Annotated in this window: 22 protein-coding genes; 14 read left to right on the top strand and 8 right to left on the bottom strand. The window is 57.4% G+C overall.

What is annotated here, in order from left to right; genetic code table 11:
• Positions 1 to 78: 78 nt before the first annotated feature.
• Positions 79 to 651: a GNAT family N-acetyltransferase gene (locus tag HSW_RS07335; RefSeq protein WP_052346211.1), complete on the bottom strand. Its 573-nt coding sequence runs from the start codon at positions 649 to 651 to the stop codon at positions 79 to 81.
• Between the two features lie 27 nt (positions 652 to 678).
• Positions 679 to 2067 carry a cytochrome P450 gene (locus tag HSW_RS07330; protein ID WP_197031959.1) on the bottom strand — a complete coding sequence of 463 codons (1389 nt, stop codon included), beginning with the start codon at positions 2065 to 2067 and terminating at the stop codon, positions 679 to 681.
• A gap of 182 nt (positions 2068 to 2249) precedes the next feature.
• On the opposite strand from HSW_RS07330, the gene HSW_RS07325 reads away from it, so the two are divergent.
• A complete protein-coding gene (locus HSW_RS07325) occupies positions 2250 to 2549 on the top strand; it encodes a hypothetical protein (RefSeq protein ID WP_044001414.1) in 300 nt (99 codons plus the stop codon).
• Between the two features lie 110 nt (positions 2550 to 2659).
• Here the strand turns inward: HSW_RS07325 and HSW_RS07320 are convergent, their stop codons facing one another.
• Positions 2660 to 3640 (bottom strand): polyprenyl synthetase family protein, encoded by a 981-nt coding sequence (locus tag HSW_RS07320; RefSeq protein WP_044001413.1) that lies wholly within the window; start codon positions 3638 to 3640, stop codon positions 2660 to 2662.
• 143 nt (positions 3641 to 3783) lie between these two features.
• Between HSW_RS07320 and HSW_RS07315 the strand changes: the two genes are divergently transcribed.
• Positions 3784 to 4656, top strand: a complete 873-nt coding sequence (locus tag HSW_RS07315; protein ID WP_044001412.1) for an alpha/beta hydrolase family protein — start codon at positions 3784 to 3786, stop codon at positions 4654 to 4656.
• 4 nt (positions 4657 to 4660) lie between these two features.
• Positions 4661 to 5140 (top strand): 2-amino-4-hydroxy-6-hydroxymethyldihydropteridine diphosphokinase, encoded by a 480-nt coding sequence (gene folK, locus HSW_RS07310; protein WP_044001411.1) that lies wholly within the window; start codon positions 4661 to 4663, stop codon positions 5138 to 5140.
• A 60-nt stretch (positions 5141 to 5200) separates the two neighbouring features.
• Here the strand turns inward: folK and fabD are convergent, their stop codons facing one another.
• The 3 genes from fabD to HSW_RS07295 form a co-directional block, all read right to left on the bottom strand.
• Positions 5201 to 6088, bottom strand: coding sequence for an ACP S-malonyltransferase (gene fabD / locus HSW_RS07305; protein ID WP_044001410.1), 888 nt, complete (start codon positions 6086 to 6088; stop codon positions 5201 to 5203).
• 128 nt (positions 6089 to 6216) lie between these two features.
• Positions 6217 to 6549 (bottom strand): hypothetical protein, encoded by a 333-nt coding sequence (locus HSW_RS07300; RefSeq protein WP_044001409.1) that lies wholly within the window; start codon positions 6547 to 6549, stop codon positions 6217 to 6219.
• A 77-nt stretch (positions 6550 to 6626) separates the two neighbouring features.
• The gene (locus tag HSW_RS07295; RefSeq protein WP_052346209.1) at positions 6627 to 9125 is read right to left on the bottom strand and encodes a T9SS type B sorting domain-containing protein; all 2499 of its coding nucleotides are present in this window, start codon (positions 9123 to 9125) and stop codon (positions 6627 to 6629) included.
• A 610-nt stretch (positions 9126 to 9735) separates the two neighbouring features.
• On the opposite strand from HSW_RS07295, the gene HSW_RS07290 reads away from it, so the two are divergent.
• From HSW_RS07290 to HSW_RS07255, 8 genes are all read left to right on the top strand, one after another.
• A complete protein-coding gene (locus tag HSW_RS07290; protein WP_044001408.1) occupies positions 9736 to 10410 on the top strand; it encodes a succinate dehydrogenase cytochrome b subunit in 675 nt (224 codons plus the stop codon).
• Between the two features lie 19 nt (positions 10411 to 10429).
• Positions 10430 to 12364: a fumarate reductase/succinate dehydrogenase flavoprotein subunit gene (locus HSW_RS07285; protein ID WP_044001407.1), complete on the top strand. Its 1935-nt coding sequence runs from the start codon at positions 10430 to 10432 to the stop codon at positions 12362 to 12364.
• A gap of 150 nt (positions 12365 to 12514) precedes the next feature.
• Positions 12515 to 13270: a succinate dehydrogenase/fumarate reductase iron-sulfur subunit gene (locus tag HSW_RS07280; protein ID WP_044001406.1), complete on the top strand. Its 756-nt coding sequence runs from the start codon at positions 12515 to 12517 to the stop codon at positions 13268 to 13270.
• 149 nt (positions 13271 to 13419) lie between these two features.
• Positions 13420 to 13947 carry an NADPH-dependent FMN reductase gene (locus tag HSW_RS07275; protein WP_044001405.1) on the top strand — a complete coding sequence of 176 codons (528 nt, stop codon included), beginning with the start codon at positions 13420 to 13422 and terminating at the stop codon, positions 13945 to 13947.
• Between the two features lie 80 nt (positions 13948 to 14027).
• Positions 14028 to 14411 (top strand): hypothetical protein, encoded by a 384-nt coding sequence (locus HSW_RS07270; protein WP_044001404.1) that lies wholly within the window; start codon positions 14028 to 14030, stop codon positions 14409 to 14411.
• Positions 14412 to 14521: 110 nt separating this feature from the next.
• Positions 14522 to 15289: an MbnP family protein gene (locus tag HSW_RS07265; RefSeq protein ID WP_044001403.1), complete on the top strand. Its 768-nt coding sequence runs from the start codon at positions 14522 to 14524 to the stop codon at positions 15287 to 15289.
• A 12-nt stretch (positions 15290 to 15301) separates the two neighbouring features.
• Entirely contained in the window at positions 15302 to 16360 is a 1059-nt protein-coding gene (locus tag HSW_RS07260; protein ID WP_052346208.1) for a cytochrome-c peroxidase, read from the top strand.
• A 107-nt stretch (positions 16361 to 16467) separates the two neighbouring features.
• Positions 16468 to 17466 (top strand): hypothetical protein, encoded by a 999-nt coding sequence (locus tag HSW_RS07255; RefSeq protein ID WP_155832867.1) that lies wholly within the window; start codon positions 16468 to 16470, stop codon positions 17464 to 17466.
• A 166-nt stretch (positions 17467 to 17632) separates the two neighbouring features.
• Here the strand turns inward: HSW_RS07255 and HSW_RS07250 are convergent, their stop codons facing one another.
• Positions 17633 to 18907 carry a chloride channel protein gene (locus tag HSW_RS07250; protein WP_052346793.1) on the bottom strand — a complete coding sequence of 425 codons (1275 nt, stop codon included), beginning with the start codon at positions 18905 to 18907 and terminating at the stop codon, positions 17633 to 17635.
• Between the two features lie 187 nt (positions 18908 to 19094).
• Between HSW_RS07250 and HSW_RS07245 the strand changes: the two genes are divergently transcribed.
• Genes HSW_RS07245 through HSW_RS24145 form a run of 3 tightly spaced genes read left to right on the top strand, consistent with a single transcriptional unit; the run spans position 19095 to position 21531 of the window.
• Positions 19095 to 20177 (top strand): cytochrome-c peroxidase, encoded by a 1083-nt coding sequence (locus HSW_RS07245; protein WP_197031958.1) that lies wholly within the window; start codon positions 19095 to 19097, stop codon positions 20175 to 20177.
• Between the two features lie 50 nt (positions 20178 to 20227).
• Positions 20228 to 21379, top strand: a complete 1152-nt coding sequence (locus tag HSW_RS07240; RefSeq protein ID WP_155832866.1) for an acyltransferase family protein — start codon at positions 20228 to 20230, stop codon at positions 21377 to 21379.
• Entirely contained in the window at positions 21376 to 21531 is a 156-nt protein-coding gene (locus HSW_RS24145) for a hypothetical protein (RefSeq protein WP_155832865.1), read from the top strand. Before HSW_RS07240 ends, HSW_RS24145 begins: the two co-directional genes overlap by 4 nt.
• Before the next feature lie 70 nt (positions 21532 to 21601).
• Here HSW_RS24145 and ftsZ read toward each other — a convergent pair whose 3' ends face one another.
• On the bottom strand, positions 21602 to 23098 hold the full coding sequence (gene ftsZ / locus HSW_RS07235; RefSeq protein ID WP_044001400.1) for a cell division protein FtsZ: 1497 nt from the start codon (positions 23096 to 23098) through the stop codon (positions 21602 to 21604).
• Positions 23099 to 23144: the final 46 nt, after the last annotated feature.

The raw sequence follows: 23144 nt of genomic DNA, 5'->3' as shown, positions 1-23144 counted from the left end.
GCCGTTTTCATGAAAACGGCCCTTTCAATTAACGCAACTTCATGCTTCAACTGCGCCTTTGCGCAACATGACGTTGCGTTATTTATCCGGAGAGACACGGGCGCGTTCCAGCAGCACAATCGGCTCGTGGTGGTAGGTAGTGCGGGCAAATTCGTAGAAACCAAACTTACGGGCCACGTTCAGGGAAGCCGCGTTATCAGGGTCGATGATGCAGGTGAGGCGGGCCTGTGGGAAGCGCGGCTCAATCCAGGCCAGAGCCGCCTGCAAGGCCTGAGTGGCATAGCCTCGGCCGTGCAGACGCGGCGCAATGGTCCAGCCCGCCTCCAGCGTACCCTTGAGGGAAGGCGTCAGGTCGCGCTGAAAATCGAAGAAGCCTACGGAGCCAATGTAGCGGCCGGTAGCCTTTTCCTCAACAGACCAAGCCCCGTAGCCGAACATGGCCCAGTGGCCCAACTGGCCCAGCATGCGCCGCCACACTTCTTCCTCCGTCTGCGGTTTGTTACCCAGGAAGCGGTAAAATACCGGGTCGTTGTGAAGAGCCGTAAACTCCGGCAGATCGGAAACCTGGGGGCCGCGCAGGAGCAAATCGGGCGTTTCAAGCTGGGGCACCAAGGCGTTAGGAACAGGCAACAGGCTTAGAGGATGCGTCATGTGAGCAAGTATAGCAAAATAGCCGGCTCAATTTCCTACCACCCCAGATACATCCAGCCACAAAGGCCCCTTGGGCCGCAACGTGACAAGCGGATCCGTTTCAGCAGGCGTAGCGGCAACCGGCCGAAACTCAACGTGGTGCAGAGCCTCTAGCAGCACCAGCTGAATTTCGGTGAGGGCAAAGTGGTTGCCCACGCACATGCGCGGCCCGCCGCCGAACGGCAGGTAGGCGTAAGCCGGAATGGGCGGCTGCTGACCAGCGGCAAACCGCTCGGGCCGAAAAGCATCGGGTTCCGGCCACAATGCTGGGTGCCGATGAATACCGTGGATGTAAATAGAAAACAGCGTGCCTTTGGGAATTGGCAGCCCGCGAAACTCGTCATCTTCCAGCGCCACCCGGTCCAGAATCCAGGCGGGCGGGTATAGGCGCATCGTTTCCTGAATCACCTGCTGCGCGTAAAGCAGCTGCGGCAGCTCGGCAAAAGCGGGGGCACGGTGGGCCAGGCCGGCCGTGCTCCGCTCCTGCCGCACCTGCGCAGCCGCGTCCGGATGGCGGGCCAGCAGATAAAACAGCCAACTGAGCGCATTGGCACTGGTTTCGTGGCCCGCCAGCAGCAGAATATTGGCTTCGTCCAGCAGCTGGTCCTCGGTCATTGGCTCGCCACTATCCTCATACCGGGCATCTAGCAGCATCTGCAGCAGGTCGTCGGGCACGGGTGCTCCGGCAGCCGGGGCAGTTTGGCGCTGCCGGATGTAGCCGCGCACTAGTTCCCGCAGTTCCCGGCTGAGCGCATCGTGCCGCTGGAAAGTGCCGACGGCGCTAAACCACGGCTGCAGATACGGCTGGCGTACGGTGCGCACATAGAATGCCTGAATCTGCGTCAGAATGGCCGATAACCGGTTTCGCTCGGCGTCCGTCATGCTGGTTCCGAAGGTAGCGCGGGCAATAATATCAAAGGCCACCTGCGTCATTTCCGCGTGGATATCCAGGCGGAGCTGCCCTCCGGCGGCGGCCAGACGGGCGCGCAGGCTCTGGCTCCATTGCTCGGCAGCGGCCTGCATGAGCTGGGTGAGGGCCGTGAGGCGCTGCTTATGAAAACCCGGCTGAATCAGTCGGCGCTGCCGGAGCCAGTCGGCACCTTCGTTGGTGAGCAGTCCCCGGCCCAGGTAGCGAATAAGGCCGTGGGTGAGGTCGGATTTAAGGTAGCGACGGTGGTTTTTCTGAAGTATATGCTGGGCCAGCGCCGGGTCGCGCGTAACAATGCAGGGCCGCACGCCACCCAAGTGCAGGCCTACCGTGTCGCCGTGCGTAGCCAGGGCACGGTCGAGGTTTTGAATGGGCCGGCGGGCCATAGCCAATGAACCCAGCAGGGTGCGCCAGCGCGGCACCCGAGGCAAAGCCGCAGCGACTGGCACAGAAGTAGTCGAAACAGACATCCGGTAAAATAAAAGTCAGCTTTTCATTTGCGGAAGGTACAACCCCGTTGGCTAAGGCATGACGATCAGTACCTAACCCATTTCCTGGTTTCCCGCGTACAGACAGGTAGGCCTACTGGCCAGTTCCCGTTCTTTCTCCAACAACCAACCAGCGCTTCCTTATGTGGATTCAACAGAAAAGTACCCCCGCCCCCGTCGATGAGCTCCAAGGCCGCACCGTGGGCCTCAAATTCGAATGCAACAAGTGTAACACCGAGGTTTTCACCGACCTCATCGGCGTACCCGCAGCCGAACACTTTGCCAACAGCGCGGATACAGAAGGCCAGTATGAAACCGAGGAAATCAAATGCCCCGGCTGCGACATGACCCACGAAATCACCGTCAAGAGCAACCATGAAGGAGTACACTTTGATGTATCGGAAGTGAAACCGGAAAGCGTAGCGTACCAGGTGAAAGCCTAACTGACAGTTTGTAAAAACAGTCAGTTTATTACTGCAAAAAGTCCTTGACAGCCTACCGGCGTCAAGGACTTTTTGCGTAAACGCACACGCTCTGTTGCGGACGTAGCGGGTTATTTTTCCCGCTCGATAGTGTAGTTGATAAGCTGCTCCAGTGAAGTACGGGAAGCCGATTCAGGGAAGGTGCGCAGGATTTCCAGGGCTTCGTTGCGGTAACGCTCCATCACCTGAATGGCATATTCCAGCCCCCCCGACTCCTTTACAAACTTGATAACGGCCTGCACCCGGTCTTTGCGGCCGTCGTTGTTCTTCACGTTGAAGATAACGCGGCGTTTGGTAAGCCAGTCGGCCTGCTGCAGGGCGTAGATGAGCGGCAACGTCATCTTTTTCTCCTTGATATCAATCCCCACCGGCTTACCGATTTCGGCGGTACCGAAGTCGAACAGGTCGTCTTTGATCTGGAACGCCATACCCACTTTCTCGCCAAAGAGGCGGGCGCGCTCAATGGTTTCCTTGTCGGCCCCGGCCGAGGCGGCACCCACGGCGCAGCAGGACGCAATGAGGGAGGCCGTTTTTTGCCGGATGATATCGAAGTATACATCCTCCGTAATGTCGAGGCGGCGGGCCTTCTCAATCTGCAGCAGTTCCCCTTCGCTCAGCTCTTTCACGGCGTTGCTCACAATTTTGAGCAGCTCGTAATCGTCGTTTTCTAGGCTCAGCAGCAAGCCTTTGCTGAGCAGATAATCGCCCACGAGTACGGCAATCTTGTTTTTCCAGAGCGCATTGATGCTGAAAAAGCCGCGCCGGTAGTTGCTTTCGTCCACCACGTCGTCGTGCACGAGGGTAGCCGTATGCAGCAACTCAATGAGGGCCGCGCCCCGAAACGACGCCTCCGGCAGCGGGTCGCCGCCGCTGATTTTGGCCGTGAAGAACACGAACATGGGCCGGATCTGCTTGCCCTTGCGCTTCACAATGTACCCCATGATTTTGTCCAGCAACAACTGCTTAGTTTGCATGGATTGGCGGAATTTCTGTTCGAATTCCTCCATCTCGGCGGCTATGGGAGCCTGTATCTGATCCAGCGTAACGGTCATGCGGGTATTTTGGGCGCTGCGAAGGTAAGTGGATTGTTGAATTGTTGGACGGATGAACTGGCGGATAGGTGAACTGGTCACTCGTCCAGCCATCCAACTATTCGCCCATCCACCAGTTCAACAATCCACTTACCTTCGCTGCTATGGCAACTCAACCGACATCCGTTGATTTTCTGCTTTCCTGCGCCCGCCACAGCCGGCCATTCGCGGCCGATGCACGGTTTGTGGCCGACGGGCAACCCAAGCCGGTGGTGGTATTTGTGCACGGGTTCAAGGGTTTTAAAGACTGGGGCCATTTCAATCTGCTGGCCGATTGGTTTGCCCATCAGGGCTTCGTGTTCGTGAAGCTGAACCTTTCGCACAATGGCCTGGTAGTAGGCGGCACCGGCGACCTGGAGGATCTGGAAGCCTTTGGCCGCAACAATTTCAGCCTGGAGCTTGACGACATTGGGGCCCTGCTGGATTATTTGCATACGTCCGGTCAGGCGGGCATTCCGGCTGCGGAAATGGACTTGACGCGGCTGGCGCTCATCGGTCACAGCCGGGGCGGCGGCCTGGTGCTGCTGAAAACGGCTGAAGATGCCCGCGTAAAAGCCGTAGCATCTTGGGCCGCCATCAGTGACGTGAATCCGGGCTGGTCGGAGCCACTTATGCAGCAATGGCAGCAGCAGGGCGTGTTTCACGTTGAGAACAGCCGCACCAAGCAGCAGCTCCCGTTGTATTTCCAGATTGTGGAAGATTACCATCAGAACCGGTTGCGGCTCGATATCCGCCATGGCCTGCGCCGCAAGCTCAGGAGCCGCGCCGTTCTCATTCTGCACGGCGACCAGGACGAAACGGTACCGGTAGACCGTGCCCATCAACTCAAGGAGTGGCAGCCGGCCGCCGAGTTACGTATTCTGCCCGGCGTAACACACAACTTCGGCGGCGGCCACCCCTGGCCCTCAACCGAGTTGCCTACTGAAGCCCAACAAGCGGCTGAGGCTACGTTGGAGTTTCTGCGGCGCGTCCTGTAAGCTCATGCCCACCGCCTACCTCCTACTCGGCTCCAACCTCGGAAACCGGGCCACCATTCTTCTCGAAGCAGTCCGGCAGTTGGAGGCTTCAGCGGGCGTCGTGCTGGCCGTCTCGGGCTTGTATGAAACGGCGGCCTGGGGCTTAGAGGACCAGCCGGCTTTCCTGAACCAAGCCGTGAGTATCCGGACTTCTCTTACTCCCAACCAACTTTTGACGGCCTGCCAGGCCGTTGAGCAGCAGGCAGGGCGGGAACGGCTGGTGCGTTGGGGAGCCCGCACGCTGGACGTGGATATTCTGCTGTATGATACGTTGGTGCTGGATACACCTCAACTTCAGCTACCGCACCCGCGCCTGCCGGGACGCCGGTTTGCCCTGGTGCCGCTGGCTGAAATTGCGGCCCATGTGCTACACCCGGCGTTGGACCGTACGGTAGCAATGCTGCTGGCAACCTGCCCCGACCCGCTGGAAGTGCAACGCATCTGAACCGAAAAAAGAGGCCTGCCGAAGTTATCGGCAGGCCTCTCTTTTTGGGTTGTGGTGCAGCTATACTATAGCCGAGCTGATAGCCGCTTCCGGGGCAATCTTCTTTACAAGTCCCTGCAATACTTTGCCGGGGCCGCACTCTACAAATTCCGTTGCGCCGTCCTGCACCATGCGCTGTACGCTCTGCGTCCAACGAACGGGCGCCGTCAGCTGCCGCACCAGATTCTCCCGGATTTCGTCGGGGTTGGTGTGCGGAGCCGCATCTACGTTCTGATATACCGGGCAGATACCCGCCGAGAAGGTAGTACGGGCAATGGCCTCCGCCAGCGCCGTTTCCGCCGATTTCATGAGGGGAGAATGGAATGCGCCACCCACCGGCAGCGGCAGAGCCCGCTTGGCTCCGGCGGCTTTCAGCTGCTCACAAGCCAGCTCAATGCCACGCTGAGAACCGGATACGACCAGCTGACCGGGGCAGTTATAGTTGGCCGCTACCACCACGTTGCCGCCGTCAGTAATTTCCTGGCAGATACGGGCCGTCGTGTCGTCGTCTAAGGCGAGGATAGCCGCCATGGTGCCGGGTTGCTCCTGGCAGGCAGCCTGCATAGCATTGGCCCGCTTTGCAACCAACTGCAAGGCATCCTCAAAGCGCAGCACCTTGGCCGCAACCAGCGCCGAAAACTCACCCAGGGAGTGGCCGGCCACCATAGCGGGGCGGAAATTGGGCAATACGGCGGCCAGCGCCACTGAATGCAGAAAAATAGCCGGCTGCGTTACATCAGTACGGCGCAGGTCTTCTTCAGAGCCCGAGAACATCACCTCGGTTAGTGAGAAGCCCAGGATTTCGTTGGCCTGGTCCATCAGCTGCCGGGCGGCTGGGTGCTGCTCGTACAACTCACGGCCCATACCACTGAACTGGCTGCCCTGGCCGGGGAAAATCACTGCTTTCATGGTCGATCTTTTAACCTGCTGTCCAGCGGTACACCAGCAAGAGCAGCAGGCAGGGGTTGGAATTTGGAGGCGCAAGCTGCAGAAATAGCCGGGAATGCGCAACGCTTCGCACTATGGAGCAGCAGGTTTTACTTCACCATCACGGTGCTAACGGCTCCGGTCTGCTTATCTACCTCAATGGCCGAATTATCAGGCATGCGGCCGACGCGGTCAGAGCGTTTTACCAACACCTGCCAATGCGGTCCGGCTTCCATTACCTGCAACGTATTGAGTTGGTACACGGCCGAATCAGGCTGGGAACGAAAGTAGCGCGTGGCAATGGTAGCTGCCTGGGTTTCGCTGACTGCAGCAGCACCAACGGGCTCCTGCGTAGTAGTTTGGGTTTCAGCAGTAGTGGTTTGCTGGGGTGAGGTGCAGGCAGCTGCCAACAGCAGGAAGCCAAGAAGAAAAGTGTTTTTCATGAGAAAAGGGAATGAAAAAAGCCGGATGAACCAACTGGGTCATCCGGCTTTTACGCAACTAAGCGTTATGGCAGCTATTAGTGGTTGACCTGCACCCAGCCTTTGAAAGTACGCTTGGTACGGTTCGTATCCTGAAACTCTACCTCGGCCTGGTAGAAGTACATGCCATCCGACACCTTAGCGTTAGAGCCGGACTCCGTGCCGCTGCCGCCGCCGGTCCAGTTGATGAGCGGGTCTTTGTCGCTTTCGTACACTTTCACTCCCCAGCGGTTGAAAATCTTTACGGAAGTGCGGGTGATGGGGCTGAAGACCTTGGGCCGGAAGGTGTCGTTTTTACCGTCGCCGTTGGGGGTAAAGATGTTGGGTAACAGGAACAGCAGGCAATTATCCTTGCACTCCTTATTGCTGAGCGCACTAACTGCGCCATTGGCATCTACCGCCTGCACGGCGTAGCAGCCCTGCGCCGAAGTAAGACCCTGATGCAGATATGTAGTCTGGGAGCCGGGTACGCGGGTCAGTTCCTGCAGCGGCTCCGCATCGGTAGCCGCGTAGAAGATGATATAGGAAACGATGTTGCGGCTACAGTCGGCGTTGGGCAGATTGCTGAGCGTCCAGCTCAGGGAGTTGGTATATACCTGGCCGCTAAGAGGCGTGGTCGGCAAGTCAAACAAGCGGCTGGCCAGACTGTCGCAGTTGGTGGGCTTTAGCGTAAGAACCGGCGTGCAGGGAATAGCCCGCAGATCAACGCACTGCTCTTGGCTAAGGTTAATCAGCGAGTCAGGCAGCGTGCTGTCGTAGGTGCCGTTGGTTTTCACGTAGTAGCAGTACGTGCGGCCCTTTACCAGCGGTGCGGTGCTGCTGCCGGCGTCGGTGTAGGTGCCACCGGTAGCCGTGCCCGTTACTTTGGCAACCGGCCGGAACGCCCCACCCGGCTCCCGACGATACACCGTGGTTGGCCGTTTGCTGTTATCCCACGGCACTCTGTATGTCCAAGCAACCGTGATGGTGTTGGCAAGCGGATTGGGAGTGCCCGCAACCCGCACGCTGGAGGCCGGACCAGCCGTTTCCACCGTTTCGGCCGCCCCGGCAACCGCCGTGTTATAGAACTCCAGTCGATAAGAATACGTGTTGGCAGTGGTATTCAGACCAGTATTCACAAACGTCGTATCGTCCAGGTTCGTGGTGGTATACACCTGCGCGAAATCAGCGGCAACCGGGTTCAGGCTTGGGGCCCGATACAGGCGGTAGCCACGCGGCGTACCAAAGCCTACCGAGGAAGTTGGTTTGGTCCAGCGTACGGTAATCTGCCCGTTGGCCGGATCCGTACGGTCCACCGTAACATTAGTGAGGCGAGCCGCACGGCCATTAAGGGTTACACACGCCTCGTTGGAGGCAATGCTGGCGCCCCCTCCCGGCGCGGCAAATTGCACATAGATACGGTAGCAGTACGTTTTGCCCCGGTCCAGCCCCCGGCCGTTGTTATCGTCCAAGAAGGTGCGGGTGCCGGCACTTACCGAGCCCACCTGCGTGTAGCCGGCCGCAGCCGGCAGGCCGGTTTCGCACGGCCCGGGAATGAAGTTGTAGGAGTTTTCGCGGCGGAAAATCAGGATCTGCGCTCCGGGGTTCTGGCAGCTGTAACTGTCCCAGTCAAGTCGGCTGGTACTTCCCTGCAGCGTAGCGCGCAGGTTTTGCGGTGCTGGCCCGATAACCGTTATCAGCCAGGTACGCTCGTCAATTAGCGGCGTCTGTCCGGCCACCGGACGGTCAGTAGCCTTGAACAGCACCGGGTAAGGGTCCGTGCGAATGTTGGCGCAGGTGGGAGTCCACTGGAACACGCCCCGCGCGGTAGGAGGCCCGGTCGCCGTCTGTACGAAGGAACCCGGCGTGGGCAACATTCCCCCGAAGGCTTCCAACGTAATCGGGTTATTATCGGGGTCAGTAGCCGTAATAATACCGTTAGGAACCGGCGTGTTGGCTATTACGCAGATATCGGCGGGCACCATGATGGTGGGGCGCAGGTTGTTGGTGGCCCGCACCGTAATCTGCATGTCCCGCACCACTTCGCCAATCAGACGCGCCTTCTCACCTGGGGTCCGGCGGTATTCTCTTACCACAAATGCCACGTTGTAGTCGCCCTGAATGGCGGGCGAGTTCCACACAATCTGGCCGGTACGGGCATCCTGCTCAAAGATGGCCGCTTCCCCTGGTCGCCCTACCGGAGGGCCGGAATAGGCTACCTGCACCGGACTGCCTCCCAAAGCCGGGTCATTCGGATAGCGAAATCCACCAACTGTTGATGGCACCGGAGTGCAGTTATTAAGGGCCGAAGCGACGGTTCCGGCCTGCTGGCTCGGCTGCAGTTCGTAGGCCAGAGAATCCCCGTCGGCATCAAACGCGGCAGGGTTGTGAAGGAATACCTGCCGGATAGCGGCCTTATCAATTGCGGGAGCCTTCAGAACCGGGGAGGTATTCGTAAGAAACGGGTCAATGGTGACCGTGGTCGATATGAAAAAGGACTGGTTAACGGAATTAACCATGTTCACCACGCCTGCCACCCGGTTCTCGCTCAGGTACATAACCTTATAAGTCCCTGGCGAATTGTACGTATGTTCGAAATAGTAGACGTTACGATAGTAATCCGGGGAAATTAACTCCTTCTTGACCCGAGGTACAGCTCTTTCCCCGGTACAGGTCCGGTCACCAAAAAATATTGTTACGAAAGGCTCATCTACCGCATTCGGGGCTGATGCATCCGTATATAGCACTAGTTTGAAGAAGATGCGGCGCGGGTTACGGGCAGCAGTGGTATCGGTCTTGGCCTGAATGTCGCCAGCGCGCAGGTGTGTGGCCTGCGCCGTTGACCACGAGCTTAACCAGACGACCAATAAAAGCAGCCCAGCCAGCCAAAGCCGTACCGGGCGATTATGTACTACATGATTCATACAATCAACGGCTTAACAGGCGGGAGACAGGAAGAAGAGGAAGTTCAGTAAAAACCCAGCAGGAACCTAACAAAAATCTATGCTTCAGGTTAGGTAACCAGCGCAAGGTACTAACGGAGTTGGCCGGGGATAGATTCACTCTGATGCATCTAACGCAGCCAGCTTATTCAGATTGTTTCCTGTTAGGTTGGAAGCTACCTTTGGCCGGTACAACCAACCCACCCAAACCATTCAGTAACTCTCTATGAGTTGGATTTCCAAAACCTTTTCCAGCAGCATCGGCCGCAAAATCATCATGGCCGTAACCGGCCTGTTTCTCTGTTCCTTCCTAGTAGTTCACTTGGTTGGTAACCTACAGTTATTCAAGGCCGATAATGGAGTAGCATTCAATGCTTACTCCGAATTCATGGGCCACAACCCCATTATCCGCACGCTGGAAATTGTGCTGGTACTGGGCTTCGGATTTCACATTTACGAAGGTCTTTCCCTGGCCATCAAAAACCGTAGCGCCCGGGGCAGCCAGGGCTATGTATCCAACCACATTGAGCAGAATAGCTCTTGGCATTCCCGCAGCATGGCTATGCTGGGCTCCATTGTGCTATTTTTCCTGGTTGTGCATCTGTACAACTTCTTCGGCTCCTTGCGGTTTGGAGATGTACCGCGCGACGCCAACGGCAACGAAGATGCTTACACGCTGGTACTGGACGCTTTCAAAAATCCGTTCTACGTGGCGCTGTACGTGGTAGCTCAGTTCGCACTACTCTATCATTTGCTTCACGGCTTCAGCAGCGCCTTCCAGACGCTGGGCCTCACGCACCGCAAGTACACGCCCGCCATCAAGTTTGTAGGGTATGCTTTCTCGATTGTCGTGTGCGCTGCTTTTGCCGCCATGCCGGTCTACTTCTTCTTCTTCAAATAAGTCCTAAACTCGACAGCCGATGTTTCCGGATTCCAAAATTCCCGAAGGCCCTTTGGCCGAAAAATGGGACAAGCATAAGTTCAACGTTAAGCTCGTAAACCCCGCCAATAAGCGGAAGTACGATATTATCGTGGTGGGTACCGGCTTGGCTGGTGCCTCGGCAGCAGCCTCTCTGGCTGAGCTGGGCTATAACGTGAAAGCATTTACCTTCCACGATTCCCCGCGTCGGGCCCACTCCATTGCTGCGCAGGGTGGTATCAATGCGGCCAAAAACTACCAGAACGACGGCGACTCCGTATTCCGGCTGTTTTATGACACTATTAAAGGTGGTGATTACCGTGCCCGCGAAGCCAACGTGTACCGGCTGGCGCAGGTATCGGTCAATATCATCGACCAGTGCGTAGCTCAGGGCGTACCATTTGCCCGGGAATATGGTGGATTGCTGGCCAACCGCTCTTTCGGGGGTGCTCAGGTGAGCCGGACGTTCTACGCCCGGGGCCAGACTGGACAGCAGCTGCTGCTGGGTGCCTACTCGGCCCTTTCGCGTCAGGTCGCTTATGGCAAGGTGAAGCTGTACACCCGCTCCGAGATGCTGGACGTGGTGGTAGTGGATGGTCAGGCCCGGGGCATCATCACCCGCAACCTGATTACCGGCGAGATTGAGCAACACGCGGCCCACGCCGTGGTACTAGCTACCGGCGGTTACGGCAACGTGTTCTATCTGAGCACCAACGCCATGTATTGCAACGTGACGGCTGCCTGGCGGGCCCACAAGCGCGGTGCCTACTTCGCCAACCCCTGCTTCACCCAGATTCACCCGACCTGCATTCCGGTATCGGGTGACTACCAGTCGAAACTGACGCTGATGTCGGAGTCGTTGCGTAACGACGGCCGCGTGTGGGTGCCCAAAACAGTAGAAATTGCTGAGCGTGTACGCAAAGGCGAAATCAAAGCTTCGGACATTGCCGAGGACGACCGGGACTACTTCTTGGAGCGCAAGTACCCGGCGTTTGGTAACCTCGTGCCGCGTGACGTGGCTTCGCGCAATGCCAAGCAGATGTGCGACGAAGGTCGTGGCGTAGGCAGCACGGGACTAGCTGTGTACCTCGATTTCGCGGATATTATCAAGCGGACCGGTGCGGAGGCAGTAAGCCAGAAGTATGGCAACCTGTTCGACATGTACGCCAAAATCACCGACGAAAACCCGTACCAGCAGCCGATGCGCATCTATCCGGCGGTACACTACACTATGGGCGGCCTCTGGGTTGACTACAACCTGCAGACCACCATTCCTGGTTTGTATGCAACCGGGGAGTGCAACTTCTCCGACCACGGTGCTAACCGCCTCGGCGCTTCGGCCCTGATGCAGGGCTTGGCTGACGGCTACTTCGTGATTCCCTACACCATCGGGGATTATCTGGCCCAAACGCCGCCCAAGCCGGTTACGACCGACCACCCCGCCTTCCAGCAAACGGAAGCCGAAGTACGCGCCCGTGTGCAGAAGCTGATGAGCATCAATGGCACTCGCACACCTGACGATTTCCACAAACATCTGGGCAACCTGATGTGGGAATACTGCGGTATGGCGCGCAATGCGGAAGGACTGCGCTTTGCCAAAGCGGAAATCCAAAAACTGCGTAAGGAGTTCTGGAGCGACCTGAAGCTGACCGGCACCGAAAACGAGCTAAACCAGGCACTGGAAAAAGCCGGTCGCGTAGCCGACTTCATTGAGTTGGGCGAGCTGATGGTAGACGACGCGCTGGACCGCAACGAAAGCTGCGGCGGCCACTTTCGCGAGGAGTACGCCACCGAAGAAGGTGAAGCAAAGCGCGACGACGACAACTACGCCTATGTGGCTGCTTGGCAGTACGTGGGCGAAAACCAGCCGGAAATCCTGAATAAGGAGGAGCTGGTGTTCGAAAACGTGAAACTCACGCAGCGTAGCTACAAGTAGAGCTGAATTATGAGTTAGGAATTATGAATTGTGAGTGGTCTGCCTGTTCAGGGAGTATCGTTCATAATTCATGATTTCGATTCATAATCTCTAATTCATAATTCATAATTCAGAAATAAAATGGCTGGAAGTAACCCCAATGCCAAACCGATGAACCTTACGCTAAAAGTGTGGCGGCAAAAAAACCGCAATACTCAAGGCAACATCGTGGATTACCAAGTGAAGGATATCTCGCCGGATATGTCCTTCCTGGAGATGCTGGACGTACTCAATGAAGACCTGCTCCGCAAAGGCGAGGAACCGGTTGCGTTTGATCATGATTGCCGGGAAGGTATCTGTGGTTCGTGCAATCTGTTCATCAATGGTCGGGCGCACGGCCCCGAGTCGGGTACCACCACCTGCCAACTACACATGCGCAAGTTTTCCGATGGTGATACGATTACCATTGAGCCTTGGCGGGCTGCTGCGTTTCCGGTCAACAAAGACCTGAGCGTGGACCGCTCGGCTTTCGACCGGATTATTCAGGCGGGCGGATACGTATCCATCAACACCGGTGGTACACCTGACGCCAACGAAATTCCGGTTCCCAAGGAAATTGCCGACCGGGCTTTCGAAGCAGCAACATGCATTGGTTGCGGTGCCTGTGTGGCCTCCTGCAAGAATGCCTCGGCTATGCTCTTCGTTTCGGCGAAGGTGAGCCAGCTGGCGTTGCTGCCCCAGGGCCACGTGGAGCGCAAAACCCGCGTGGAAAACATGGTGGCACAAATGGATATCGAAGGTTTCGGAGCCTGCACCAACATTGGTAGCTGCGCGGCAGAGTGCCCGGTGGGTATTTCACTCGAAAACATTGCTATCCTGAACCAGGAATTCCTCTTGGCTAAGGCAACTTCGAATAACTTGGCGTAGAGTTATCGGTTGTGCTTATCAGGACTCAAAAAAAGCGAAACGGGCTTCCGTTTCGCTTTTTTATTGCTCCCAGGCGAGCCGAAAACAGTGCAGCAAAGATGCTGTTCCTATTCTGTGCCAGCCACTGACTTCTAATTCTATTTCTTCTGATGATAACCATCGTTGCCGGTACCAATCGGCCCAACTCCCGGGCTCGACGCATTGCGGACTTATACCTGAACTTATTGGCCGAGCAGGGAACAGACGCTCAGATTCTGGATCTAGTCCTGCTGCCGCTGGATTTCACTACGTCCGCACTCTACCACAACACAGGACAGCATACTGATTTCAACCGCCTGGTAGCTATGGCGGAGGCGGCCGATAAGCTGGTGTTTGTAGTTCCGGAGTATAACTGCTCTTTTCCCGGCGTTCTGAAAGCCTTTATTGATGGATTACCTTACCCTGGCGGCATTCGCGGGAAAAAGGCCGCGCTGGTAGGCCTGAGCAGCGGTGCCCAGGGCGGTATTCTTCCCCTGAACCACTTGACCGACGTGCTGATGTACCTGGGTACCGCCGTTCTGCCCCAGCGGGTCCGGCTCCCGTTCATTGATAAACACCTGACGGCTGAGGGCACGCTTACTGAGCCTTTGTATCAGCAGCTTCTGCAGGAACAGGTAGAACAATTGCTTGCCTTTTAGACAGAAAACAGCAATAACGCGCCGCATTCCGGCTGTTGAGCGGTACCTTGCAGCAGCGTTTATCTAGTAGCGTTGTTGGGATGACCCGTTTTTTCGCCCTGTTTCTGGCCGTACTTATTTTGCTGCAGACGTTTAGTCGGGAGCTGCTGGTAATGGATTACCAGGCGCGGAAGGCGGAAATCACCCGGCTGTTCTGTGTGAATAAGAACAAGCCCCGGCTGCACTGTAACGGCAAGTGCCACCTGCGCAGGCAGCTCGGCAAAGCCGCCGATACGGAAAGCAAGGCTCCCGGCGCCGGTTTCGCCAAGGTGAAGTACGAGGTACTGGCACCCCTGCTTTGCGTAGTGCTGCCCAAGCTTGCAGCTGTTTACCAAGCCCAGGTGCACTTTGGCCCGTGCGTGGCCTCCTGCTACGCTTTTTCGTCGGTACACGGCGTTTTTCATCCCCCCACGGCCCAGGCCTGAATTTCGGATTGCGCCCGGCCTGCCATAGCAGGGCTGCCTCGTCCCGGATATCTGCACAGGATATCCGGCTGACGGCTGTTTTTCAGTTTCCTGTATTTGCCGTTTTTTCGATGAAATTTCGCCTGTTTACTCTTGCCTGTCTTTCTTTCCTGACCGTTGCTTTCTCTGCCTGCACTGATGATGCGGACGTAACCACGCCCGCCGCCGGCACGCTGGATGTGGAGGTTGACCACTTGGTTGGCAACGTTCCGCTGGTGCTTAATACGGGTACCTACACCACTTCGTCCGGTCAGCAGTTCACGGTTTCCACCTTCAACTACTACCTCTCCAACATCAAACTGAGAAAGGCTGATGGCACCGAGTATGCCGAGCCGGAGAGCTACCACCTGCTCAAACAATCGGACGCGGTTACCAAATCCTTCACCCTAACCAACGTGCCGGCGGGCGACTACACTGCCCTCACGTTTACGATTGGCGTGGACAGTGCCCGTAACGTATCGGGGGCACAAACCGGGGCGCTGGACCCAGCTAATGGCATGTTCTGGACCTGGAATTCCGGTTACATCTATACCAAGCTGGAGGGCAGCTCACCGCAGGCTGGAGGCAACAAGCAGCTGCTGTTTCACATCGGGGGATTTAAGAAGCCGAACAATACCATTCGCATCGTGTCGCCCTCGCTGAATGGGGCCACCATTCAGATTCGCAAAGACCGGACGCCAGCCGTGCATCTGGCAGCCGATGTACTGAAGATGTTTACCGGTCCGAATCCCATCGACTTTTCTACCCTCTCTAACACAATGGGCGGCAGCAACTCGGTGAAAGTAGCGGATAACCAAGCCGCCGGTATGTTCCGCGTGGACCATGTGCACGCTAACTAACGGCCGTTTATCATGTTCCGAAACCTGACGGTTCGGCTGGCCCTGGCGGGGCTGGCCGGACTGCTGGCGGGAGGCTGCACCACCGATGCCGACGTGGCGCCCGACTGGGAAGTGCCCGGCACCCAAGTTCCCGCGAACTTCCCGGCGCCGGTGTACGCCACCAGCCAGAACCCACCTACCCGGGAAGCTTTCGAACTGGGCCGGACGCTGTTCTATGACCCGCGCTTGTCGCGCACCGGAGATATTTCGTGCGGTAGCTGCCACCAGCAGTTTGTGGCCTTCGCCCACCAGGACCACCGCGTAAGTCACGGCGTAGACAATCTGCTGGGCACCCGTAATGCGCCGGCGCTGCAGAATCTGCGGTGGCGGAGTGAATTCCTGTGGGATGGGGGAGCCAAAAACCTCGAAACTATGCCGCTGGCCCCCATCACCAACCCCGTGGAGATGGACGAAACCCTGGAAAACATACTGTACAAGCTCAATGCGGATGCAGGCTACCAGCAACGGTTTGCGCAGGTGTACGGCCGTAAGCCTATCGACTCCCAGCAGCTGCTGAAGGCACTGGCACAGTTCACGGCCGCCTTCACCAGCAGCCACTCCCGCTACGACCAGTATAGTCGCCACGAAGCCGGGGGCGAATTGTCAGCCGGGGAACTGAGGGGCCTCACCCTGCTACGCCAGAAGTGCGGCTCCTGTCACGCGGGCGAGTTGTTTACAGATGAGACGTACCGCAATAACGGGCTGGACCGCAGCTTTGCAGCAGATTCCGGGCGGGCCCACATTACGGGCCGCCCGCAGGACGTGGGGCGGTTCAAGGTGCCCAGCCTGCGCAACGTGGCCCTCACCCCGCCTTACATGCACGATGGTCGTTTCCAGACCTTACGGCAGGTACTGGACCATTATGCCGATGGAATGCTAGAATCGGCCACCCTGGACGCGCAGTTTCGGCAGGCAGGCACCCGGCCGGGCATCTCGCTTTCTGAGAATGAAAAGGCTGATCTGATGGCCTTTCTGCAAACGCTTACTGACACAGAATTCATTCAGGACAAGCGGCTGGCCGAAGCCCGCTAGCCCTGTAAATCTGGCTGCCACTTCAGGTGGTGCGCATCATTAGAAACCGCCTATTCAAGAGGTCCCCAATGATGCGCTGCTTGGGGCGGCGGGCTATTCCTTCCTATATGATCAAGAGACTTTTATTTCTGGCGCTGCCCGTATTGCTACTGGCCGCGCCAACTAGTGCCTGCGACATTTGCGGGTGCTTCATGGGCATCACGCCCTACGATAACCAGAGTGGCTTTTCGCTGATGCACCGCTACCGGGTGTTCAACGGGTACCAGAGCTACGGGCAGCAGCCGCAGTTCTTCCCCACCGGAGCCCAGCCGTTCATTGCCCGCCCCCTTAACCACGTAGATGAGGAGTTTCGTCATTCTCATAAAGGCGATGCGTCGGATTACGAGATTTTCCGGGTGGTAGAACTGCGAGGCAAATACTTTTTGAGCAAACGACTGGAGCTGAACGCCTTTCTGCCCTATGTCATGAACTCGGCCCGGGCCAACGGCGCAACGCTGAACCTGGCCGGCGTGGGCGACGCGACGGTTTTTGCTGGCTACCACCTTATTCGGGCCATTGAAACAGCGGGCGTACAAAGTCGCCTAATTGTGGGGGGCGGGGCCAAGCTACCCACCGGCAACTACCAGCGCCGCAACGGCCTAGGCCGCCGTTATCCGGCCCTCAACCAGCCCGGCACCGGCACTACCGATGGGTTTATGTACGCTAATTACATTGGCAGCTTCCGCAATGTTGGCCTGAGCCTAAACAGTAGCTACCGCCGGGCCACCCGCAATGCTGTGCAGGAAAGCTTAGCTCCCAGCACTACTACGTTTGCCAATCTGTTCTACCGGGTAGCTCTGGGCACCAACTGGCAGGTATATCCTTCGGCCCAGTTCTTTTACGAGAAAACCAAGGGCGAAACCTTCGAAGGCAAACTCACCGGCGAGCATGCCATGAATAACGCGTTGCTGGGCCCCGGGCTGGATGTGTACTACAAAAACTTTTCCCTGAACACCAGTGTGCAGCTGCCCGTGTACACCGCCCGCACCGACCACCCGGCCAGCGCGGGCCGTTTGGTGATGGCCGTGGGCTACAGCTTCAAGCAGAGTAAGTATCTGTTGAATTGAGGACTGAATAGCTGGATGGGCACCTGTCATCCTGGGCTTGCGAAGGACCTTACTACGCAAGAACGGCAATCCTAGCCCCGGCTTGTTCAAACGTGATAAGGTTTTTCGCAAGCCCAGGATGACAGGTGCCCATCCAGCTTATTTACCTACCCGTTCAACACTCCACCTACAACTCACGCAGGCGCTTCCCCTGCTGCCGCAGCCAGCGGCGGTGTTTGGGCTCCCCTACTACCTGCGCCCCATAAATACCCTGATGCCCGGAAAAGAGGTAGCTGACCACGCATGCCAACCCTGCATACACCCCGCATTCGTGCCCGAATAGCTCCATTGCCATCAATGTGCAGGCCAACGGCGTATTGGCGGCACCAGCAAACACGGCCACAAATCCCATTCCGGCCAGCAGTGGCAATGGCAGCGGTACTACCAGCCCCAGCACGTTGCCCAAGGTAGCGCCCACAAAGAACAGCGGCGTAACCTCGCCCCCTTTGAAGCCTGCTCCCAGCGTAAGGGCGGTAAGGGTCAGTTTGAGCGCAAAAGCATACGGCAGAACGGGGCCTTGCAGCGCGGCTACGATAGTCGGCACCCCTAATCCAATGTAGTCCGTCGTACCCAGTGCCCACACAAGCAGGGCTACCACTACTCCCCCCACTACCGGCCGGAGCGGCGGCCAGGCTATCCGGTTTTTGTAGAAAGCACCTACCGCGTGCGTGGTGGCCGCGAACAGGCGGCCGGTCAGCCCAAACGCAATACCAGCGGCGGCGACCAGCAGCAGGTTACTTATGGATAAAGCCGGAGCCGCCAGCAACGGGTAGTGCGTATGGCCTACTCCCCAGGCCCGCGTAACCAGATCGGCGCCGGCAGCGGCCAGAAACGCGGGCAGAATGGTATCGTAGCGCAGCCGCCCCAGGAAGAATACCTCCAGCCCAAATACGGCTCCCGCCAGTGGGGTCCCAAACACCGAGGCAAACCCCGCACTAATACCCGCAATCAGCAGAACAGGCCGGTCGCGGGGCCGGAGCCGCAGGCGGTGGGTGAGTTGATCGGCCAGGGCACCGCCCATTTGCACGGCTGTGCCCTCCCGCCCGGCTGATCCTCCAAACAGGTGAGTAAGCAGGGTTCCTAGTAACACCAAGGGCACCATCCGCAAAGGCACTGGGGCTTGGGGCCGGTGTATTGCTTCCAGCAACAGATTGTTACCTGCTTCCACGCTCTGTCCCAGGTAATAGTACAACAGCCCCACCAGCAAACCACCTACCGGCAATAGGGCAATAACCCATTGATGCGCTTCCCGCCAGCTCGTCACCCAGTCCAGGGCCACCAGGAAGCCGGCCGATGCAGTACCTGCCAGCACGGCTACTGCGGCCCCCAGCAACAGCCAGCGGCCCAGATACCCCAGCAGTAACCGGTATTCAGCCAATAGAGCATTCAGACGGTTTTTCATGGGTACCTGCCGGCAATAGGGCAAGCAAAAGTACGTTGCTTCAGGCAGTGTTCCGGCCTGGCCGGAACCCATGCCCGAGTCCCGCTTGTTCAGTTGAAAATTGGTATCTTGAAACTGCACTCCTGGCTGCCCTCTGATGACTATATCATGTACTCACCTCTCCGTCCGGTTGCTGCTTCTGCTGGTCGTGGCCAGCTTGCTTGTCGGTTGCGGGAATGGAAATAATGGCGAAGAGGAAGTACAGAATCCATATACCACGACGCCCTACGCCTTGGTGTTGCCTGCCGGCCTGCCGCAAAACGTAACCGTCCCGACCGACAATGCCTTGACGGTGGAAGGTGTTGAGCTGGGGCGGAAGCTGTTTTACGAAGTGCGTCTTTCGGGCAATGGCACCCAATCGTGCGGCAGCTGCCACCAGCAGAGCCGCGCCTTCACCGATGGTCAGGTACGCGCTCTGGGCGCCGAAGGCCAACGCCACGGCCGCAACACGATGTCTTTGGTCAACCTACTCTGGGAGAAGACGCTTACCTGGGACGGGGCCGCCACCAGCCTGGAGCAGCAAGCCCGCACTCCCATTGAAAACCCGGTAGAAATGCATCAACTACTGGCCGATGGCGTGCGCAAGCTCCAGCAGACCGACCTGTATCCGCCGCTGTTTCAGCAGGCTTTCGGCAGCAGTACCATCACGGAAACCAACGTACTAAAAGCCTTATCCCAGTTCGAGCGGACGCTCATCTCAGCCAATTCGCGCTACGATAAATATCTGCGGCGGGAAGGCACCCTGACGCCCACTGAGCGGGCCGGCGCGGCCTTGTTCAATAATCATCCGGGCGAAGTGAGCGGGTTGTTCATTCGGGGCGGCACCTGCCACCACTGCCACATCAGTGAAAACGGCCTGTTCAGCTCGCCCGAATTCTTTAATAACGGCCTTGACTTGACCTTCTCCGACCCTGGTCGGGGTGGCATAACCCGTTTGCCTGCAGACCGAGGCAAGTTCAAAGCGCCCAGCTTGCGGAATATTGCTCAAACTGCTCCGTACATGCACGACGGCCGGTTCCAGACCCTGGAGTCCGTACTCGACCACTACAATGAGCATGTGCAAGTGGCCAGCTCCGGCATCGACCCTAACGTACTGCTTTCCAACACGCCAAACGGCACCAAGCTCGACCTCACCGTTCAGGAAAAGGCCCAACTCCTGGCCTTTCTAAAAACCCTCACCGATTCTACCTTCCTGACCGATAAGCGGTTTTCAGATCCGTTCAGGCAGTAGTTCAATTCTCTTTTGGAAATCGGTAGGTTTAGGGCCTTATCTGCGTGTTTGTGTCTGCCTCCCTCCTGCTTACTCAGTCTGGTGCGTTTTCTGCGCCGATCCGGCAACGTTATCTGCCTGCCTTCACCGGAGTTCGGGCAATGGCGGCGTACCTGGTGTTTCTGCACCACTTCAATCCGTTTCTGGGTAATGCCGCGCTGGTGCCATTCAGCGCGCTGGTAAGCGAGTTTCACATTGGCGTACCCGTTTTTTTCGTGCTCAGCGGGTTTCTGATTACCCTCCGCTATTCCACCCACGACCTGACCCAGCCCAGCCAATGGCTACGATACATGCGCAACCGTTTTGCGCGCATTTACCCCATCTACTTTCTGCTCACTCTGCTTACGTACCTGGCTTTCTGGAAGCAGGGCACATTTTTTCTGCGTGACATTGTGTTGAGCCTTAGCCTCACACACTCCTTTTTTGACGGCTCCAAGTACGCCGGTATTGCCCAGGCCTGGTCGCTCACCGTGGAGGAATGCTTTTACCTGACGGCCCCGCTGGCCTTCTGGCTACTGCGCAGACGGGTAGTACTCCTGTGGTGGCAACCGTTTGTACTGCTGGCAGTAGGCATTTGCCTGGTACTTGCATGTGCGCCCCATTACAGCCGTTTTACGGGCTTTTTCGGTTCGTTCGGGTTTATGCTGCTGTTCACTTTTCCGGGCCGGTGTTTCGAGTTTTACGCGGGTATGCAGCTGGCTTTCTGGTACCAGCAGGGCCGGTTGCGGCGGTATCGTATCCGAGGGCTGCTTACCGCCACGGGCCTTGCGGTAATAGTAGCGGTAGTATGCGCTATGGTAGTCATTAAGGGCGGCTACACGTATGGCCAGGAACATCCCCTGGGGGTTGCGCTCAATAATGTAGTTCTGCCCGGCGGCATCCTGTTGCTCTTCGCGGGCTTACTGACGGAAGACACCTGGGTAAAGCGCTTGTTGTCAACGCCTTTATTGCAGGTACTTGGCAAAAGCTCCTATGTGTTTTACCTGATCCATATGGGCGTTATGCACGATTGGCTGGCCAATAACTTCACTGCCAACAACTTAGTATTGTTCATACTGCTCAACGCCGTAGCAGTGGCCCTCCATTACGGCCTGGAAGAGCCCCTGAACCGCTGGTTACGCCCCCGACCAGTACTACCTCTACCTAAATTCTCTGCCTCATGAAACCTTTCGTTTTAGTACTGCTGACTCTCCTGCTGGCTTCCTGCACGCTTACTCCCCGTACTTCCAAAGGCCGCTCATTAAACCCCGACCATGAGCCAATGGCCCCTGACCGTATCCCTCCCGATTCGGCCGCTACCGACTCCCTTCGCTAACTCGCTTACACACCAAGGGCCGCTCCTGTTCTGGAAGCGGCCCTTGATAGTATGATCGGTTAGCAACTGGCTAGTCCACGTTATCGTGCAGGAAACGGTTGTCGCCCAACAGTTCGTTATCATCCGATAGGTTGAAGCGGCTGATGTTCTGCTCGGAGGAAGGCACCACATTCTCCAGTTTTACCTGCCGCCGCAGATACGCCGGAGTCTCCAGCTGATCCTTGATGGCATCCGTGCTCAGCCCATTGCTGAGAGCCTGCAAACGCTGCCGCCGCTCTTCGGCGCGGGCATCCAGCGACGGCCGGGGCAAGGAGTGGTGCGTGGTAACCGGTTGGGCTGGCTGCTGTGAAAGCACCGGCTCCGAGGCTGGCATAGACGGAGCCGATACCACGGAAGCATCGTACCCGACAGGTACCGGCGCGGAGGTTTCCAGGTCGTAGCGGGTAACGGGCTGCGGCTCGGCTGCTACCGGTACGGGCGTCCCGAACGTGGGTACGGTCGGCGCATCCTGCCGGTCCTTGTCAAAGATGTTGATTTGCGGATCAGGCTGCGGCAACGCATTTTCCGAGTCTCGAGCTACCACATTGGTGATGTTGTGCGCATCGCGGGCGAAGCCGGTAGCAATAACCGTCACCCGGATGCTCTGGCCCAGCGTGGGGTCAATACCGTGGCCAAAAATAACTTCGGCGTTCTGACCGGCCTTGTCCTGGATGTACTCCGTAATTTCCGTGAGTTCGTCCATTTCCAACTCGGCCTGGTCACCCGACATAATGCTAAGCAGAATTTTCTGCGCGCCGTGAATGTCGGTGTTGTTGAGCAGCGGCGAAGCTAAGGCCTCTTCCGCTGAGCGTTTCGCCCGGTTTTCGCCCTCCGTGATGCTGCTACCCATTACGGCTGCCCCCGAGTCCTTCATGACGGTTTTCACGTCTTCAAAGTCCACGTTCACATCAGCCGTCACCGTAATAATCTCGGCAATGGATTTAGCAGCGGTGCTCAACACATTATCGGCCTTGGCAAAAGCCGAGCGAATGGGTAGGTTGCCGTAAATCTCGCGCAGCTTATCGTTGAGAATTACCAGCACTGTGTCGCAGTTATCGCTCAATTCCTTGATGCCCTGCTCCGCCTGCTGACGCTTCTTCTTACCCTCAAACATGAAAGGCGCTGTCACGATACCCACTGTGAGGATGCCCAGCTCTTTGGCTACTTTGGCAATGACGGGGGCGGCTCCGGTGCCAGTACCACCGCCCATTCCGGCCGTGATAAACACCATTTTGGTGCCGTTGCTCAGCAGTTCCCGGATTTGCTCCCGGCTTTCAATGGCGGCCTGTTTGCCGCGCTCAGGGTTAGCACCGGCTCCCAGACCTTCCGTCAGGTCAGCACCTATCTGCAAGCGGTTAGGCACCGTAGAAGAAGCCAGAGCCTGCTTATCAGTGTTGCAGATAACGAACTCCACGTCCTTGATGCCTTGGCTGAACATGTGGTTCACGGCATTGGAGCCGCCGCCGCCCACACCAATCACCTTGATGATGGACTTAGACTGCGCTGGAATATCGAAGGTAAAATTCATGAGTTGGGGTCAGTTATGAATTATGAGTGATGAATGATGAATGATG

Source organism: Hymenobacter swuensis DY53 (assembly GCF_000576555.1).
Lineage (GTDB): Bacteria > Bacteroidota > Bacteroidia > Cytophagales > Hymenobacteraceae > Hymenobacter > Hymenobacter swuensis.
Note: the sequence above shows the minus strand (reverse complement) of the source record. Positions and strands in the feature narration are given on the sequence as shown.